Consider the following 18,390-nt stretch of genomic DNA (forward strand, 5'->3'; position numbering starts at 1 on the left):
TCACTTCTCTACCCGGCCGAGCACAATGGCATCGGCCGCATTCCATGAAAGCGGTATGGCGTCGCCGGTCCTGACCGGGTTTTCGAAGAAGGCGGCATCGCTGAGGATGACGTTGAAATCCTCGATGCCCGCGCCGGTTACGACGATCTTCACGCTTGCGCCGCGATATTCGACATTCGAGACGATGCCGGTGAAACCGAGGCCCGGCTGCTGCGCCTCACCGACGCGGACGCGGTCGGTGCGCACGGCGATATCGACCGCGCCGTCATCCGGGGCGACGCCGCTCGCCGTAAAAGTGCCGCCGCCCGCCACTTCAAGCGTAACGAGATCATCCGTTTTTTCCCGGTAACGCCCGGAAATGACATTGTGGTCGCCCATGAAGCGGGCAACGAAGGCAGTGGCGGGACGCTCGAACACCTCGCGCGGGGTGGCCGCCTGTTCGATGCGGCCGTCATTCATGACGACGATGATATCGGCCAGCGCCATGGCCTCTTCCTGGCTGTGGGTGACGTGAACGAAGGTGATGCCGAGCGAGGTCTGAAGCTTCTTCAGCTCGGCGCGCATGCGGATCTTGAGAAACGGATCGAGCGCCGAAAGCGGCTCGTCCAGCAGCAGCGCCTCGGGATCGGTAATCAGCGCACGCGCCAGCGCCACGCGCTGTTGCTGGCCGCCGGAAAGCTGGGCCGGCCGGCGGCTGGCATAGGGTTCGAGCTGCATCAGCCGCAGCATTTCGAGCGCCTTCGCCCGGCGGGTTTCCTTGTCCACGCCCTTCATCTTGAGGCTGAAGGCGACATTGTCGACGAGATCGAGATGCGGAAACAGCGCATAGGACTGGAACATCATCGCCGTGCCGCGCCGGGCGGGCGGCAGATCGGTGACGACTGTATTGCCGAGCCGGACATCGCCGCTGGAGATGCTTTCGTGGCCGGCAATCATCCGCAATGTCGAGGTCTTGCCGCAGCCCGACGGGCCAAGCAGGCAGCAATAGCTCCCGGCGGGAATCTTGAGGCTTATCGCATGCACGGCGGTGGTGTTGCCGTAAATCTTGGATACGGACGCGATGTCGATTGCTGCGGCTTTGCTCATAAACACTCTCCTGCGACGTCTTTGTCATGCAGGAGGCGTGCCAATCGGCTTAGCCATTGATGTAAAATGATATTTTTTTGCGCTTCGGAGACCCGTGCGCGGACCTGCCCAATTTTACAGCGATTGTTTTCGATTCATTGCAGAAATTGTATGCAATCTGAAAGCCCAAAATGCCCCGCGCTTCACCCGGCCCTGAACCGGTCGAAAGCGGTGAGATATTTGACCGTCGGATCGGCGTCCCAGCGGTAGATTTCGGTCCGCAGGAAATGCAGCTCCTCTTCGAGCTTTTCCTCCGGCAGCTCCACCCACCAGGATTTCGGCCGGCCATCGGAGCCGTCCGACCAGCGATAGCCGCGCTTTTTCAGATGATCCTTCATGTCGAACGGGCTGTTTTCCGCGTAGAGGCGCACCCTTGAACGCCGGCTCGCCTCATCAAGTTCGGCAAAGGGCGTGCTGCTCTGGCCGGGGCGCGTCTGCTCCAGCACTTCCAGCAGCGCGAAACAATCATCCACCGCGCGATGGCCATCGTGGAAATAGCCGGATTGGCCGATCAGATAACCGAGCTTGTTGCCCTCGAAACCACGCGTGCGCCAGTCTATTTCCGAAACGGAGCAGGCCCATGCCTTATCGCGGAAGATCGGCGAGAAGGCCTCGCAAAAGGGACGGTCGAAACCGGCATTGTGGGCGATGATCAGATCGGCATGGGCAACGAGGGAGGTCAGCCGGTCCATGTCTATCGACTGTCCCGCGACCATCTCATCGGTGATCCCGGTCAGGCGGGTGATTTCTTCGGGAATGGCGATACCTGGCTGCCGCAACCCGCCATAAATGCCGGTGACATCGCCGATTGTGCCGTTATCGTCGAATGTGAAGGTGATGACGCCGATTTCGATGATCTCATCGGTGCGATGGTCGAGACCCGTCGTTTCCGTATCGAGGATCACACCCTGACGGGCAAATTCCGGCCTTGGCCGATCGACGACCGCGCGCGGCTGCAGCCGGCGCAGGACACGATAATTACCGGTGGATTGAAGATATGCGGCAAGGGCCTCATCGTCCGTACCGGTCTTTTGGGCCGTTTCGCGACCACCGGCTTTTCGCCCTCTTTCAGCCTGCGGAAGCCGCGCTGCCGCGGGTGCGAAAAAATCCAACTGGGAGGTCATTATGCGCCTGTCCGCCTTGCCCGGAAATCAAGATTGAGTATTCCAGCATATGCGCACAGGCTCACGGTAACAACAGCGGTCGCTCTCATCCACAGAAACGGCATATCTCACGGGGTACAGTTAAGGGTTGCGGCTTCAATTTACGATGGTAAAAAAAGCGCACCGTTCCCGTGTTTCAGGAGAGAAGAAGAATGCCGCTTCCATCGCCTTCCAACCCGAAAACGCTCGCTGACCAGAGCCGGCTAAAACTGTTTCCGCTGCAAAGCGGGCCGCATTTCGCCAATGCAGGCCTTACCAACGGGGCAAGCGGCATTGTCTTTACGGGCTATACGCGCGATGCGAGCCCCGACAATGAAGCCTTCTCCTGCTGCGGCAGTTACACCCTGCGCAATTCCGTCCACGCCGCGATTGCCGGCACGACAAGCGACAATTGCACGGTCTTTGCCCTGAAGAGCATCATCAACCAGCGCCCGTGCCTGGCGGTCGGGAAGTTCGACCCGGATGGCAAGCCGCTGGCATTGTCGAAGTCGGAATTCGAAGAGGTCACCAAACCCCTGTTCCAGTTTGCGGACAAGGTATCGCCGATTCTCGGCAGCGAGCCGGCGCCGGGCATCCAGATCCGCAGCGGCGACGCCTCCTATAATTATCAGGTGGACGCACGCAGCGGCCGCTTCCGCTTCACCTATAAGGATGCCATGAACGGCGGTCGTTTCGGACCTTCGACCGATGGCAATTTTTCCCTGGAACATGACGGCCATCGCCTCGCCAGAATAAGCGCCGGCGGCAGCTATAGCACCTCGGACAATTCGATTGCCGCCTCGGCCTATCGCGACCTCGAATCCCGCGGTTTCGAAACGACGGTGCGCAGCGGCCAGGCTTCCGCCATGTTCGGAAGAACCTACACGGAAAACGCCATTACCCGCAAAATCGGCGTCGGTTACGGCGACACCTCGTTCCGGCGCGAAGATACGCCGGGAGGAACGATCAAGGAAACCCTTGGGCACAAGATGGATAAGGTCACGCTTGAAGTCTCCCGCACGCGTGACCGGGCGAAGGGCACCGAATATATGCTGACCATCAAAATGGAGCTTTGAGGCTCCGGCAACCGGATCGAGCGCGACAGCAGTTCGTCAGGAAGCCTGCCTGTCGAGAAGGTTTTCGCAATTGGCCGGATTGCCGATGATCTCGCTCGTCCTGATGATGGAGCCGGCATCCGCGGTTATCTTGATGATGCAGTCGCGGCGATGTTCCTTGATCTTCATGCCCTCGGTTTCCGAGACCTGCGCCTGCCCGTCGACGGTTTTGACTTCGCGCCTGTTGCTGAGGCCGGCATAGGTCTCCCTATCGACTTTCAGCCAGTAGGATTCGGTTTCGCCGTTTTCGATGATGACCTTGTTCGGGCGGCCGAGTCGGGCGATTGCGGCCTCGCGCGGTTGCCCGACGAAACCGGCGACAGTGCGGGAAATCTCCGTCTCGCCGGCGCTGGTGCACGCCGCAACGACGACCAGCACGGCCGCCAGACATCCTCTTTCAAGCCATCTCATTTCCAGATCATTCCCTACAAAACGCCACCGGCCCCGGCTCTCGGCCGGCGTCCGGGGCAAATCTAGGCACGATCATTTTGCACGGAAAGATGGAACGGCCGCAAAGCCGATCAACTTGTTATGATCAGCCCTGTCGCGAAAGGACGATTTACCGGTTCGGCGCGCGCCGTTTTTACCTGTTGCGGAACACGGTGCAAGGAACGCCCGCCCGCCGGATATCGCCACAAAGCGCATTGGCTTCGGCTCTGGTTTCCCGGCCGATGCGGGCGGCATAACGCGGCCGCGAACCGAAATTTCCGCCCCGCTGCCGCACGATCAAAGCCCGCTCGGCATTCAGCGGGTCCGAAAGCTGCAGGATCGCCCGGGTGAAAAGCCGGTTGGCCACGGCCGGATTATAATGCGCCGCAAGCTGCACGCCCCATGGCGCCCAGTCGGCCGATGCAATGAGAACGGGCTCGTTCATGGTGCGGGTGTCGGCGAGACGTACGCAGGCATCGAGGAAGGAACGGTTGTCATCCAGCGCCGGCGCCGCCTTTTCTGGCGGATTGTCCTTCCATGTCTCCACCGGATAACCGGTGATCGCAAACACATAATCGCGGGTTTCGGTGGGCAGGCGGCCGTTGGCGATGAAGTTTCGCAAGCCCGCCTCCCCCGCATTGTAAGCTGCGGCGGCAAGGCCGAAATTGCCGAACTGCACATTCAATTCGGAGAGATAACGGGAAGACGCCTCAAGCGCGGCGATGATGTTGAAACTATCTTCGAGACCGCGCAACCGGGCCGTTCCCGGCATGAACTGGGCGATGCCCTCCGCCCCCTTTGGACTGACCGCATTGGGCCGGAACAGGCTTTCCCGCCAGATCAGCCGGGCGAAATAATCCGGCGGAACGGCATGGCGGGCGGCGAGCACCTCAATGGCATGGCAAAGATCGTTATTGTAACTGCCTGCATTGATGCACAGGTCCGGCGCGACATCATGGCTATACGCGCAGTCGGCTTTTTCCCCGGCGGGCTCTTCGGCTTGCGCCGCGCCGAAGGCTGCGGTCAGCAGACACAGGGCAAGAGCCATGCGGCTTGTCGATATCCCTGCCAAGCGAAAGTCCCCGAAAATTCCAGACGCGATGTGCCGATTGTCGGCCAATTCGGAAGATATGCCCAGCTTTCCGGCTTGTCATCACGTATCGAACATCGAATGGACTGGCGTGATCGTATGGGGCGCGGACGGCGGGCAGCCCCTTTCAAGTCAATAATGGAGGGTCAACTTTCTCTCGACGTCATCCTCGGCCCTGTGCCGAGGATCTTATCACGTCGAATAAAATCAATACGTTGCAGATCCTCGGGACAAGCCCGAGGATGACGTTGGCGTGATTGGCTCGGCTTGTTGAGGCCTCACCCTAAAAGTCCTGCCACTCCTCATGCTTGACGGCAACCGCAGCGGAACCACGCGCCGCAAGCGGGCGGGGTGCGCTGCGATGCGAGTTCACCGGCGCGGATTGCTGCTCGAAGCCGCTGCGCGCCGAGGCGGAGGATCGGGCCATGTCCTCGAACCGGAATTGCCCGAGAAGTTCGAACAGGGCCGCCGCTTCCCGCGCAAGGCTGTGGCTTGCGGCGGTCTGTTCCTCGACCATGGCGGCGTTCTGCTGGGTGCCCTGATCGACGGTGTTGACCGCCTGATTGATTTCCGCAAGCGCCGTGGACTGTTCGCGCGCGGCATCGACAATCGCCACGACATTGGTGTTGATATCCCGCACCTGCTCGGCGATTTCCTGCAGGGCCGAACCCGCCCTGGTGACGAGGCCGACGCCGTTTTCCACCTGCGCGCCGGAGGCATTGATCAGGCTCTTGATTTCCTTGGCGGCCGTTGCGGAGCGCTGCGCGAGTTCGCGAACCTCCTGCGCAACCACGGCAAAACCCTTGCCCGCCTCACCCGCGCGGGCGGCTTCCACGCCTGCATTCAATGCCAGAAGATTGGTCTGGAAGGCGATTTCGTCGATCACGCCGATAATGTTGGAAATCTCGCGCGATGATTTTTCGATCTGGTCCATGGCGCCAATCGCATCGCGCACCACCTGGCCCGAATGTTCCGCATGGTCACGGGCACGGGCGACGATCTTGCCGGCCTCTTCGGCGCGGCGGCTCGAATCGTTGACGGCGGTGGTGATTTCTTCGAGCGCGGCTGCCGTTTCCTCGATGGAGGCGGCCTGCTGCTCCGTGCGTCTGGCGAGATCGTCGGCAGCGGACCTGATCTCGTTGGAACCGGACGAAATGGCGCCGGCATTTTCAGACACCAGCGTCATGGCCCTTTTGAGCTTTTCCGAAGCCGCGTTGAAATCCGTGCGCAATCTTTCAAGCGAGGGGATGAAGGGTTTGTCGATGCTCTGGGCAAGATCGCCCTCGGCCAGATCGGTGAGACATTGCGCCAGCTTTTCGACGTTTTCGACGCGGCCGGTCACGTCGGTCGCGAATTTGACGACCTTGAACACCTTGCCGTTGAGATCGAAGATCGGGTTATAGGACGCCTGAATGAAGACCTTGCGGCCGCCCTTGCCAAGCCGCATGAACTCATCCGCCACGAGATCGCCGCCGGCCAGCCTTTCCCAGAACTGCTTATATTGCGACGACTGCGTATAGACCGGTTCGCAGAACATGGAATGATGCCTGCCCTGCACTTCCGCCAGCGAATAACCGAGCGCGGCCAGAAAATTCTCGTTTGCGGTCAAAACCTCGCCGTTCGGGGAGAATTCGATGATGGCCTGCGCCCGTGACAGGGCGTCGATCTTGCCCGCATCTTCCGCCGCCTTCAGCTTGCGGTCGGTAATATCGGTGGCGATCTTGACCACCTTCACCGGCTTGCCGCGACGAAACACCGGATTGTAGGACGCCTCGATCCAGACTTCCCGGCCGCCCTTGCCGATGCGCTTATATTGCCGCTGATCGAACTGGCCGGCCGAGAGCTTGGACCAGAAGGCCTTGTAATCCTGCGAGGACACGACCGCCGGCTCCACGAACATGCTGTGGTGCCTGCCGACGATTTCCGATAGCTCATAACCGAGCGCCCGACAGAAATTTTCGTTGGCGTTGAGAATTTTTCCCGAAAGGTCGAATTCAATGATGGCCTGGGATTTGGAAAGCGCGGCGAGAACCGCAAAAGCATTGGCACCACGATCAAGAATACTCACGCGCGTTTCTCCGATGGAAAGGGATGATTCCTATTCAAAATCATTCGTGAATATTATGATTACATTCTTAAATAATATTTAAGGATAAAGTTGATGTTCATCATCTGAAGTTGCAAATACCGTGCAATGTGTTGCCTGCCGGTTTTTTCTCGCCGCCTTTTTTGGGAACGTTCGGCGCATGGTCGCATTTTATACCGAATGGGGAGCCGGCAATGGCCGGCGAATTTCCGCGCCGGCGCGACGACGATTTCAATTTGGGAGGAGCACACAAATGGAAAAGAACACGATCTGTATCTGGTACGACAAGGATGCCGAGGCCGCAGCCAGATTTTATGCCGAAACCTTTCCGGATAGCGCGGTAACCGGCGTTCACCATGCGCCGAGCGACTATCCCTCCGGCAAAAAGGGAGATGTGCTGACGGTGCAGTTCACCGTGGCAGGCGTTTCCTGCATCGGCCTCAATGGCGGGCCGGTCTTCAAGCAGAGCGAGGCTTTCTCGTTCCAGATATCGACCGAAGACCAGGAAGAAACCGACCGTTACTGGAACGCCATCGTCGGCAATGGCGGGCAGGAAAGCGCCTGCGGCTGGTGCAAGGACAAATGGGGCGTTTCCTGGCAGATCACGCCGCGCGTGCTGATGGAAGCCATGGCCGCCGGCGGTGCGGAGGCCAAACGCGCCTTCGACGCGATGATGGACATGAAGAAAATCGACGTCGCCGCCATCGAGGCTGCACGTCGCGGTTGACTGGCGAAAGCTGTTCAGCAGCAAGTAGCGAGGCAGGCCAAAAACCGGAAGCCACTGATAAATCAGCTTAAATTCCGGTTTTTCGTATTTGTCGCCCATTTTTCGCCGCGCAGAATGGGCTGCGCGGCCAGTCATCATAAAACGTTCAACAAACTGTAAGCCATCCGTCAAAGACGGCTGTTAGCAGAGCCTCCGTGGCTTCGTGCCGGGGACGTGAAGTCCTTGCCGAGCAGGCCATCATTCCAGCAACGGGGCTCAACTCATGAAATCTTCCGCTCTGACTTCCTTCGTGGCCGGCGTCGCCATCGCCGCCGCCTTCGGCGCCACCGCCGCCCAGGCAGAAAAGACCAAGTTCGAATTCTGGTACGGTCTTTCCGGCGATCTCGGCGACCGCGTGCAGGACACCTGCAAGAAGTTCAACGACTCCCAGGCCGAATTCGAGATCGTCTGCACCTCGCAGAACGATTACGAATCCACCCTGCAGAACACCATTGCCGCCTATCGCGCCAAGAAGCAGCCCGCCATCACCCAGATTTATGACGCCGGCACGCTGGACATGATGCTGTCCAAGGCTTTCGTTCCCGCCAAGAAGCTGATGGCCGAGAATGGCTACAAGATCGACTGGAACAATTATTTCCCCGGCATCGCCAATTATTACGCCACGGCTTCGGGTGAATTGAACTCCTTCCCCTATAATTCTTCGACCGCGATGTTCTATTACAATGTCGACGCTTTCGAAAAAGCCGGCATCACCTTCAAGCCCGACACATGGGAACAGGTCGAAGAAGCTTCCAAGAAGCTGAAAGCCGCCGGTTTCGAATGCCCGCTCGCCTTTAACTTCGACACATGGATGCTGATGGAGCAGTTCTCCGCCATCCACAACCAGCCGATCGCCACCAAGGCCAACGGTTATCAGGGTCTGGACGCGGAACTTGCGATCAACAAGACCAAGTTCGTCGACCACGTGAAATTCTTCAAGAAGATGCAGGACGAGAAGCTGTTCGTCGTCAAGACCAAGCAGCTCGGCATGGATATCCTGCCGGCCTTCACCTCGCAGACCTGCCAGATGTTCATGACTTCCATCGCCAACCACGGCACCGTCGGCAAGTCCATGCCGGAAGGCGTGAAGTGGGACGTCGCCATGCTGCCGATCTGGAAGGGCACCGAACGTCACAACTCGCTGGTCGGCGGCGCTTCGCTGTGGGTCATGGCCGGTCGTCCGGAAGCCGAATACAAGGGCGCTGCCGCATTCCTGAACTTCATCGCCCAGCCCGACATGGTTGAGTGGTGGTCGACGGTCACCGGTTACATCCCGGTCACCAAGACCGGCTTCGACGCCATGAAGGCCAATGGTTTTTACGACAAGGCCCCCTATAAGGGCCGCGAAAAGGCCATCGAGAGCCTGACCTTTACGCCGCCTTCCGAATATACCCGCGGTATCCGCCTCGGCGGTTTCACGCAGATCCGCAAGGAAGTCGCCACCTCGCTCGAAGCCATCTTCATGCAGAACGCCGATATCCAGGCTGAACTCGACAAGGCCGTCGAGCGCGCCAACACCGGCCTGCGCCGCTTCGAAAAGACCTATGAAGGCGCCAAGCTGAACTAAGCGTTCTTTCCTCGCCGTCAAAGGCCTGTCCGGACAGTCGTTCGGGCAGGCCCGCCGAAATCTCGAACTCTGCCGGACTCCAATGGAAAAGCGTACCGTCTTCAAAAGCACATGGCTGCCTGTGCTCTTCGCCCTGCCGCAGTTTCTGCTTATCCTTCTGTTCTTCTATTGGCCGGTTGCGGCGGTGCTGAACTGGGCATTCACCCTGGAGCCACCCTTCGGCGGCCAGGCGGAATTTGTCGGTTTGGCCAATTTCATCGAAACCTTCGGCGATCCGCTTTATTGGCAGTCGATCCTCACCAGCCTGATCTTTGCGGTCGCCGGGCCGTTTTTCGCGATCCTCATCGGCCTTGTGCTCGCCCTTGCGGTCGATCGCCAGCTTCCTGGCTCCGGCTTTTTCCGGGTGCTTTATATCCTGCCCTACGCAATCGCCGGTCCCGCCGCCGGCATGGCCTTCCGCTTCATCCTGTCGCCGGAACGCGGCATCGCCGCATCGCTGAATGCCTGGTGGCCCGATATCTGGAACCCGGCCAAATATGGCGAGCACGCGCTCATCCTCGTCATCGTCATCTTCATCTGGAAATGGGCGGGTTACACCTTCATCTTCCTGTTCGCCGGCCTGCAATCCGTGCCGCGTTCGCTGACCGAGGCCGCCGCCATGGACGGTTCCGGGCCCATTCGCCGTGCCATCGACATTCAGGTGCCGCTGCTTGCACCCACCCTGTTCTTCCTCACCGTCATCATGATGACCGAGGGTTTCGTCGGCGCCGATACGTTCGGCATCGTCGCCTCCACCACCGAGGGCGGCCCCAACCACGCCACCGAAGTGATGGTCTACCGCATCGTCAGCGAGGCCTTCGAGGGGCTGAACTATTCCGGCGCCTCTGCCCAGAGCCTCGTCCTCATCGGCCTCATCATGGTCTTCACCTTCATCCAGTTCCGCTTCGTCGAGCGGCAAGTCCATTACAAGTGAGGCGGCGATGATCCAGCGCACACCCTATGCCGACGTCCTGACCTATGCGATCATGGTGGCCGGCTTCGTCCTGCTCATCGGCCCTTTCATCGTCGTCATCTCAGGCGCCAGCCAGACGGTCCAGCAGGTCAACAGCGTCCCCTTCAGCTTCATGCCGCAGGGCGAATTCTTCACCAATGCGCAGGCGGCCTGGCAACGCGCCAATCTTGGCAACGCCCTCCTCAACAGTATCATCATGGCGACGCTGGTGACCGTCGGCAAGGTGGCCCTCTCGGCCTTCACCGCCTTCGCCATCGTGTTCTTCCGCTCACCGCTCAGGCATCTGTTCTTCTGGACGGTGTTCATCACCCTGATGCTGCCGCTCGAAGTGCGCGTGGTGCCGACCTATTCCGTCGCCGCCGATCTTTTCCAGCCATTCCGCTCCATCCTCGGCCTGTTCGGCATCGAGGTCACCTTGGAATGGAACCTGCTGAACTCCTATGCCGGCCTCACACTGCCGCTGATCGCCACCGCCACAGGCACTTTTCTCTACCGGCAGTTCTTCATGACAATCCCGGACGAGCTGGGGGAGGCCGCGCGCATGGACGGTTCGGGTGCCGCGCGTTTCTTCGTGGACATGCTGCTGCCGCTGTCGCGCACCAACATGCTGGCGCTCACCACCATCATGTTCGTTTACGCCTGGAACCAGTATCTGTGGCCGCTGCTGATGATCACCGATCCGTCCTACAAGACGGTGATGATGTCGCTGCGCGCGCTTCTGCCCGCCGATGACGGCACGCCGGACTGGAACGTCACGCTGGCCGGTTCCCTCATCATCATCCTGCCGCCGCTTCTCGTCGTGGCCTTCCTGCAACGCTGGTTCGTCCGCGGCCTCGTCTCGTCCGACAAGTAACAGCGCGGCTTTCAACAACAAGGTTTCCCATCATGGCTCAGATCGATATCCGTCAGGTCCGCAAATCCTATGGCAAGACGCCCACCCTGCACGGCGTGGACCTCACTTTCGACTCCGGCGAATTCGTCGTCATCCTCGGCCCGTCGGGCTGCGGCAAATCCACGCTCCTGCGCATGATCGCCGGTCTGGAGGACATCACCTCCGGCGAGATCGCTATTGGCGGGCGGGTGGTCAACACGCTGGAACCGCGCGAGCGCGGCTGCGCCATGGTCTTCCAAAACTACGCGCTTTATCCGCATATGTCGGTGGCCGGCAATATCGGCTATGCGCTGAAGGTCGCCGGCGTTCCGAAGGTCGAACGCCAGCGCCGCATCGAGGAGACCGCAAAGATCGTCGGCCTTTCCGATTATCTTGAGCGCAAGCCCGCGGCCCTTTCCGGCGGCCAGCGCCAGCGCGTCGCCATGGCCCGCGCCATCATCCGCGAACCTGCGGTGTTTCTCTTCGACGAGCCGCTCTCCAACCTCGACGCCAAGCTGCGCGTGACCATGCGCGCGGAAATCCGCAAGCTGCACCAGCGTCTCTCCGCCACCTCCATTTTCGTCACCCACGATCAGGTGGAGGCCATGACGCTGGCCGACCGGCTGGTGGTGATGAACAGGGGTAATGTCGAGCAGGTCGGCCATCCGCTGGATATCTATCACCGCCCGGCCAGCACCTTCGTTGCCTCTTTCATCGGCTCGCCTGCCATGAACCTGTTCAACACGAGGGTGGAGGTAGAATCCCCCGCCGTGATGCTGCATGGCACGCCCGTAAAGCTCTTCCCCGAAACCGCGCTGGAATTGCGCGGCCGCGACGTAACCGTCGGCATCCGCCCGGAACAGTGCGTGGTCAGCACGGATGGCGCCGGCGTGCCGGCAGTCGTGGATTTTGTCGAAGAACTGGGCTCGGGCCGCATCGTCCATGCCGATATCGCCGGCGAGACCTTCTCCGCCGCCATCGGTGAGGACCTTTCGGTAAAACCCGGCCAGCGCATCCACCTCGACCTCCCCGCCGCCCACCTTCATTTCTTCGATCCGGCCACAGGAAAACGGATCGAAACCGAGGGCGCCGTCGAAACCACCCGCATGGGCAACGAGAAACTGCTGGCGGTTTAGGCCCGCGCAAGATGCCTCCGGTGCGGTTTCGGATATAGTCCACCCGCACCGGCTCCGGAAGCGATGGTGTCGAATGAACGATCAAATCGGATAAATCACATCAGAAAACCTATTTAATATATTGAATATTATATATTTCCTCATGGAAATTTGGCAGCGAAAGCATCCACCGTCAACTGTCTTGCCGCGGCCACTGCGCCGTTGCACTTCAAAGATGACCGAGCGGCTAGCGCCACGGGATCATCGCCAGATGCAGAATTTCAGCAAAAATCTTTCGGTTCCGAAATCATAATCGGAATAGTCTTTGCCGCGCCAATCCCCCGGCGGGGATATCGTCGCGATGAGCAAAGGCCTGCCTGCGGCTGAGCCCTTCGCAACGCGCCGCGCAAGCCAAAACATCGACGAAAGTGAAGCCCAATGGCAAATGATCGCAAACTGCATCTCGGCGCCTTCATGCGGCCCGTCAGTCTCCACACGGGCGCATGGCGTTATCCGGGCGCCTTCCCGGATGCGAATTTCAATTTCGCCCATCTGGCGCGCTTCGCGCAACAGCTCGAGGCCGCGAAGTTCGATGCCTTCTTCATGGCCGATCATCTGGCGGTGCTGAACATGCCCACCGAGGCGCTGCGCCGCAGCCACACCGTCACCTCCTTCGAGCCCTTCACCCTGCTTTCGGCGCTCGCCGCCGTCACCTCCCGCATCGGGCTGGTCGCCACCGCCTCCACCACCTTCGATGAGCCCTATCACGTCGCCCGGCGTTTCGCCTCGCTCGATCACCTCAGCAACGGTCGCGCCGGCTGGAACATCGTCACCACGTCAAATCCCGACGCGGCCCGGAACTTCGGCCGCGAGGAACAGCCGGATCATGCCGAGCGCTATGGCCGCGCGCGGGAATTTTACGATGTCGTCACCGGTCTCTGGGATTCCTTTTCCGATGACGCCTTTATCCGCGATGTCGACAGCGGGCTGTTCTTCGATCCCGAAAAGATGCATGTGCTGGGCCACAAGGGACCTGAATTTTCCGTGCGCGGGCCGCTCAATATCGCGCGTCCGGTGCAGGGTTGGCCCGTCATCGTACAGGCCGGAGCTTCCGAGCCGGGACGCCAGCTTGCCGCCGAGACGGCAGAGGTGGTTTTTGCTGCAACACCCACGCTTGCGGCGGGCAAGGCTTTTTATAAGGACGTCAAGGAAAGGACCGTCGCCGCTGGCCGTTCACGCGACGGAATTGTCATCCTGCCGGGCGCTTTCGTTCTCGTCGGCGACAGCGTCGAAGAGGCGAAGGCCAAACGCGCCCGGCTCGACAGTCTCGTCCATTATGACAGCGCAATCGCCTCGCTCTCGATTGCGCTCGGCCACGATGTTTCCGGCTTCGATCCCGATGGTCCCCTGCCTGATATTCCGGAAACGAACGCCAGCAAATCCAGCCGTGAAAGGGTGATCGAGCTTGCCCGAAGCGAGGGCCTGACGGTGCGCCAGCTTGCCCAGCGGCTGGGCGGTTATGCGGGCCTTGCCTTCGTCGGCACACCAAAGACCATCGCTGACGAGATGGAGCAATGGCTCCATGAAGAGGGTTCGGACGGTTTCAATGTCACCTTCCCTTTCCTGCCTGCCGGCCTCGACGACTTCACGACGAAGGTAGTGCCGGAACTGCAAAGGCGCGGGCTGTTCCGCAGGGACTATGAGGGGCCGACATTGCGCGACCATCTTGGCCTGCAACGACCAGCCAATCGTTTTTTCACCTGAATAAAGCGCCGTCGCGCCGATTGCGCTCCCGGTAGGGAGATTTTTCGCGCCACAGCTCTCCAGTCTCAAGAACGAGGTACTGACCGCCCTGCACAATGCCCACTCACCCCTTCACACCCGACGAAATCATGATCGCCTCCGTCACGCGCCGCTGGAAGATGACATAGGCGATGATGACCGGCAGGGCCGCCAGCATGGCGACGGCCATCAGCCGCGCATAGGCGACGCCGAAAGCGTCGTTGACCTGGGTGATCCCGACCGGGATCGTCATCATGTTTTCGGAAGTGACCACGAGGAAGGGCCAGAAGAAGGCGTTCCATACCGTAATGAAGGTCACGATTGCCATGGCGGTCGTGATGCCCCAGTTGAGCGGCAGATAGACCCGGAACAGGATCGTGTATTCACCGCCGCCATCCAGCACCACCGCTTCACGCATCTCCTTCGGCACGCTGTCGAAAAACTGCTTGTAGACGATGATGACGATGGGCGTGATCAACTGCGGCAGGATGATGCCAGCCCAGGTGTTGATGAGGTTGAGGTTCTTCATCAGGATGAACTGGGTGACGACCAGCGTTTGCGCCGGCACCATGAAGCTTGCCAGCACTATGCCATAAAGCAGCCGCCTGCCCGGAAAGCGTATCTGCGACAGCGCATAGGCGCAGAGCATGGAAATGAACAGCACCGAGATCGTGACGATGACGGCGACGCCGATGGAGTTCACATACCAGGTCATCAGCCGGGTATTGAATATCGCATTAAAATAAGCGCCGAGGCGAAACTCGTCCGGCAAAAGCGACATGTTGCCGGCAACGTTCTCATCGGCGCGAAGCGAGGTGACGAAGCTCCAGTAGAGCGGAAAAATCCAGACGAGGGCCGCCGAAAAAGTCAGCAGCGTCAGAACGAGGTTCTCGAATTTTCTCATCGGGCTCATGAATTCCTCCGGATGCGCAGCAGCTGGAACTGGAAAACGGAAACGATGACGATCAGCAGGAAAAGCACCGTCGCGACGGCAGACGCATAACCGCCATTGTTCATCTGGAAGGCCTCGCGATAGACCTTGAGAAGCAGAACGAAGCTGGAATTGAACGGCCCGCCGCCGCTTAAGAGATAGATCTGGTCGAATATCTTCAGTTGCAGGATCAGTTGCAGCGTCAGCACCAGCGCCGTCACCGGCCACAGAAGCGGCCAGGTGACGCGGCGGAAGCGCTGCCAGGTCGTCGCGCCATCCAGAGCCGCCGCCTCATAAAGCTCGGCCGGTATGTTCCGCAACCCGGCAATGAAGAGGAGCACATTAAAGCCGTTCGTCCACCAGATGGTGACGACGGCGACCATCGGCATGACCCAGTAGGGGTTCTTGAAAACGGCGACGGGTTTGCCCGCCAGCAGCGATATGACCGGCTGGAGAATGCCAAACTGCAGATCGAGCATCCACGCCCAGATTTCGGTGACGACCGAAACCGGCAGCACATAGGGCAGGAAAAACAGGCTCATGGCAATCGTCTGTTTCACGCCCGAAAGGCGGCTGATGGCGAGAGCGATCATCAGGGCGATGACGGTCGTGGGCACGACGGTCAAAAGCACGAAATAGCCGTTGTTCTTGAGCGAGGTGACGAACAGGCGGTCGCCCAGCAGCTTTGCGTAATTCTCCAGGCCGACCCAGTTTCCCTCACCGATCAGCGGCGCATCGGTGAAGCTCATGCGCACCATCTCTATCAGCGGATAAAGAAAGAAGGTGGTGAAGACCAGAACGAACGGCGTCACCATCGACAGCGCGATCAGCGATTTCTTGCGCCGGTTTTCAATCATTGCCATGGAATGTCTCCGGGAGCTTGCGCATTGCAGCCTGCCCTGCGGCCTCAAACCGGAGGGCAGGCTGTCGATTACTTGAGCTTGCCCTGCAGCTCATCCTTGATCTGCTCCACGGCGTCGGTGCTGCTCATGAAACCCTGAATGGCAGGGGCGATGACGTTGAGAGCGGCGTCATAGGCGGGCGAAGCGACCCCGGTTATGGTGGTCTTCGGATCGAACACCGCCGCGTCCGCCAGCGAGGCATAGGTGGCATTCGGCTGCATCGCCTTGTATTCGCTGCTTTCGGTGATGGACTTGTAAGCCGGAATATGCCCGGCATCGGCCCAGCTGATGGCGTGTTTCTCCATCCAGCCGATCACCTTCATCACCGCAGCGCGTTTTTCGCCGGAGACCGTTTTATCGCCTTCATTCGGAATGGCGAAAGCATGGGAATCCGCCCAGGTGGCGCGCTTGCCCATCAGGGGCGGCACTTCCACCGCACTCCATTTGAAGCCGAGCTTGCCGTTCTTTTCCAGATCCTTGTAGGTCGGAACTTCCCAGACGCCGTTCAGCTGGAACGCGGATTTGCCGGCGGAAAACAGCGCCACCGAGGCTTCATATTCCGCCTGTTCCGGGGCCCAGCCGTTTTCCCGCCATCTGGACATGGTCTCGATGGCCTTTGCCGCCTTTTCGGCATTGTCGCCGGCGAGAACCTCCTTTTCAGTGACGAGTTCGCCGCCCTGTTGCGACAGCAGCGTATAAAAGACGCGCCACACCCCGCCTTCGCCACCCGATTGATAGGTGATCGGCGTCTGAACGCCATTGTCCTTCGCCCAGGCCAGCGCCTTCTCGAAATCCTCGATCGTCTTGATGCCGGTCAGCTTGCCCTCGGCGTCGAGATAGGGCGAGCCTTTGAGAAGATCGGCGTTGTAATAAAGGACAAGCGCGTGGATATCGAAGGGCACGGCGTAGAGTTTGCCGTTCTGGGTGGCCGCATCCACGGGTGCGCTGAAGAAGTCTCCAGCCTTCAGCCCCGCATCCTCGAGATCCTTTTCGGTGATTTCGCTCAGCACTTTTTCTTCAAGGCCAAGTGGCGCGCGTGACAGGTGATAGGTCATGATATCCGGCCCCTCACCCACCGCGGAGGCCGTGCGCACTTTGGTATAAAAGGGCACGCCCCATTCGAGCGTCGTTCCCTTGATCTGGATGTCGGGGTGTTCCTTGTTGAAGGCATCGATCAACGCCTTCATGCGCACGCCGTCACCGCCCGACAGAAAGTCCCACCAGACGATATCCTGCTTCGCGAGAGCCGGCAGGGCGCTGAGACCCAGAGCCGCACCAACAAGCAATGTCTTGATCAGTCGCATCGTTCACTCCTCCCGTTTGATAGAACATCCCGTTGTGGGATGGTTTGCTGTTTCGAAAGACGCCTCCTCGCGCCTATCGCAACCGTCTGCCGTTATCGTCGAAGACAAGTACATGGTCGGGCGAGGCGGTAAGCGATACCGACCGGCCATCCAGCCTTTCCCGCGTGCCCTGCCGCTGCACGATGATTTCCTTCCCGGATCCGGTGCGGGTATAGAGGTAGGAAAGATCGCCAAGCTCTTCCGCAACCTCGACGACGACCGGCAGGGCGCCCTGTTCCGTAATCGTCAGATGCTCCGGCCGAATTCCGATCTCGACCCGCTGGCCGGGGGAAACGGACTGGGCAAGCCGGGCCCTGAAATGCCCCGCCCCGCCCTCGGGCGCGAGCGTCACGATGCCATCCGCCTGGGAGACGATATCGGCCCGCAGGAAATTCATCGCGGGCGATCCGATAAAACCGGCCACGAAGCGGTTGTCCGGATCGTCATAAAGGGCAAGCGGCGCCCCCGCTTGCTGCACGATGCCGCCCTTCAGCACGAAAATCCTGTCCGCGAGCGTCATGGCCTCCACCTGGTCGTGCGTGACATAGATCATCGTCGCGCCCAGCTTGCGGTGAAGCCGGGTCAGTTCCAGCCGCATCTGCACCCGCAGTTCGGCGTCCAGATTGGACAGCGGCTCATCGAACAGGAAGACCTTCGGCTGCCGCACGATGGCGCGGCCGATGGCTACGCGCTGCCTCTGGCCGCCGGAAAGCTGCGAGGGCCGTTTGTGCAGATGCTCCTCAAGCTGGAGGATGCGCGCGGCCTCGCCCACCCTCTCCGTCACTTCCGCCTTCGGTCGGCGGGCAAGACGCAGGCTGAACGCCATGTTCTCGAACACCGTCAGATGCGGATAGAGCGCATAGTTCTGGAACACCATCGCAACCCCGCGATCCGCCGGTTCGACCGCGGTGACATCACGCTCATCGATGGCGATGCGCCCGCCGCTGGTTTCCTCAAGGCCGGCGATCATGCGCAACAGGGTGGATTTTCCGCAGCCGGAAGGCCCCACGAAGACCGCGAAGCTGCCGGCTGGGATTTCCATCGAAACATCCCGGATCGCCGCGAAGGATCCGAAGGACTTGGCGACATTGTTGAGACGGACACCCATGGCCGA

16 protein-coding genes are annotated in these 18,390 nt (G+C 60.1%); 7 read left to right on the forward strand and 9 right to left on the reverse strand.

The features are described 5' to 3' along the window. Together BTE54_RS19145 and BTE54_RS19150 are read right to left on the reverse strand one after the other, a co-directional pair. On the reverse strand, positions 1-1,086 hold the full coding sequence (locus tag BTE54_RS19145; RefSeq protein WP_078053594.1) for an ABC transporter ATP-binding protein: 1,086 nt from the start codon (positions 1,084-1,086) through the stop codon (positions 1-3). A 182-nt stretch (positions 1,087-1,268) separates the two neighbouring features. Further along, complete coding sequence (locus tag BTE54_RS19150; RefSeq protein ID WP_078053596.1) at positions 1,269-2,249, reverse strand: 3'-5' exonuclease; 981 nt, start codon at positions 2,247-2,249, stop codon at positions 1,269-1,271. Positions 2,250-2,440: 191 nt separating this feature from the next. On the opposite strand from BTE54_RS19150, the gene BTE54_RS19155 reads away from it, so the two are divergent. Then, entirely contained in the window at positions 2,441-3,343 is a 903-nt protein-coding gene (locus tag BTE54_RS19155) for a hypothetical protein (protein ID WP_078053597.1), read from the forward strand. 36 nt (positions 3,344-3,379) lie between these two features. Here BTE54_RS19155 and BTE54_RS19160 read toward each other — a convergent pair whose 3' ends face one another. From BTE54_RS19160 to BTE54_RS19175, 3 genes are all read right to left on the reverse strand, one after another. Continuing rightward, a complete protein-coding gene (locus BTE54_RS19160; RefSeq protein ID WP_078053598.1) occupies positions 3,380-3,793 on the reverse strand; it encodes a hypothetical protein in 414 nt (137 codons plus the stop codon). Positions 3,794-3,965: 172 nt separating this feature from the next. Continuing rightward, positions 3,966-4,859 carry a lytic transglycosylase domain-containing protein gene (locus tag BTE54_RS19165; protein ID WP_078053599.1) on the reverse strand — a complete coding sequence of 298 codons (894 nt, stop codon included), beginning with the start codon at positions 4,857-4,859 and terminating at the stop codon, positions 3,966-3,968. 325 nt (positions 4,860-5,184) lie between these two features. Next, complete coding sequence (locus BTE54_RS19175) at positions 5,185-6,969, reverse strand: PAS domain-containing methyl-accepting chemotaxis protein (protein WP_078053601.1); 1,785 nt, start codon at positions 6,967-6,969, stop codon at positions 5,185-5,187. A 271-nt stretch (positions 6,970-7,240) separates the two neighbouring features. Here BTE54_RS19175 and BTE54_RS19180 point away from each other — a divergent pair, with 271 nt between their 5' ends. From BTE54_RS19180 to BTE54_RS19205, 6 genes are all read left to right on the forward strand, one after another. Further along, a complete protein-coding gene (locus BTE54_RS19180) occupies positions 7,241-7,714 on the forward strand; it encodes a VOC family protein (protein WP_065656063.1) in 474 nt (157 codons plus the stop codon). A 262-nt stretch (positions 7,715-7,976) separates the two neighbouring features. Then, entirely contained in the window at positions 7,977-9,320 is a 1,344-nt protein-coding gene (locus BTE54_RS19185) for an extracellular solute-binding protein (RefSeq protein WP_078053603.1), read from the forward strand. Between the two features lie 82 nt (positions 9,321-9,402). Beyond that, positions 9,403-10,293: a sugar ABC transporter permease gene (locus BTE54_RS19190; protein WP_065656065.1), complete on the forward strand. Its 891-nt coding sequence runs from the start codon at positions 9,403-9,405 to the stop codon at positions 10,291-10,293. Between the two features lie 7 nt (positions 10,294-10,300). After that, positions 10,301-11,185 carry an ABC transporter permease subunit gene (locus BTE54_RS19195; RefSeq protein ID WP_078053604.1) on the forward strand — a complete coding sequence of 295 codons (885 nt, stop codon included), beginning with the start codon at positions 10,301-10,303 and terminating at the stop codon, positions 11,183-11,185. A 32-nt stretch (positions 11,186-11,217) separates the two neighbouring features. Then, entirely contained in the window at positions 11,218-12,339 is a 1,122-nt protein-coding gene (locus BTE54_RS19200; protein ID WP_078053605.1) for a sn-glycerol-3-phosphate import ATP-binding protein UgpC, read from the forward strand. Positions 12,340-12,756: 417 nt separating this feature from the next. After that, on the forward strand, positions 12,757-14,082 hold the full coding sequence (locus BTE54_RS19205) for an LLM class flavin-dependent oxidoreductase (RefSeq protein ID WP_078053606.1): 1,326 nt from the start codon (positions 12,757-12,759) through the stop codon (positions 14,080-14,082). Positions 14,083-14,185: 103 nt separating this feature from the next. On the opposite strand, the gene BTE54_RS19210 is transcribed toward BTE54_RS19205, so the two are convergent. The 4 genes from BTE54_RS19210 to BTE54_RS19225 all read right to left on the reverse strand — a co-directional run bounded on the left by BTE54_RS19210 (position 14,186) and on the right by BTE54_RS19225 (position 18,384). Continuing rightward, positions 14,186-15,013 carry a carbohydrate ABC transporter permease gene (locus tag BTE54_RS19210; protein ID WP_065656069.1) on the reverse strand — a complete coding sequence of 276 codons (828 nt, stop codon included), beginning with the start codon at positions 15,011-15,013 and terminating at the stop codon, positions 14,186-14,188. Then, positions 15,010-15,894 carry a sugar ABC transporter permease gene (locus BTE54_RS19215; RefSeq protein ID WP_174045045.1) on the reverse strand — a complete coding sequence of 295 codons (885 nt, stop codon included), beginning with the start codon at positions 15,892-15,894 and terminating at the stop codon, positions 15,010-15,012. Before BTE54_RS19215 ends, BTE54_RS19210 begins: the two co-directional genes overlap by 4 nt. A 68-nt stretch (positions 15,895-15,962) precedes the next feature. Next, on the reverse strand, positions 15,963-17,237 hold the full coding sequence (locus BTE54_RS19220) for an extracellular solute-binding protein (RefSeq protein WP_078053607.1): 1,275 nt from the start codon (positions 17,235-17,237) through the stop codon (positions 15,963-15,965). A gap of 73 nt (positions 17,238-17,310) precedes the next feature. Further along, positions 17,311-18,384: an ABC transporter ATP-binding protein gene (locus BTE54_RS19225; protein WP_065656071.1), complete on the reverse strand. Its 1,074-nt coding sequence runs from the start codon at positions 18,382-18,384 to the stop codon at positions 17,311-17,313. Between the last annotated feature and the right edge of the window lie 6 nt (positions 18,385-18,390).

Origin of the sequence: Agrobacterium sp. YIC 4121 (assembly GCF_002008205.1) — a bacterium.
Lineage (GTDB): Bacteria > Pseudomonadota > Alphaproteobacteria > Rhizobiales > Rhizobiaceae > Agrobacterium > Agrobacterium leguminum.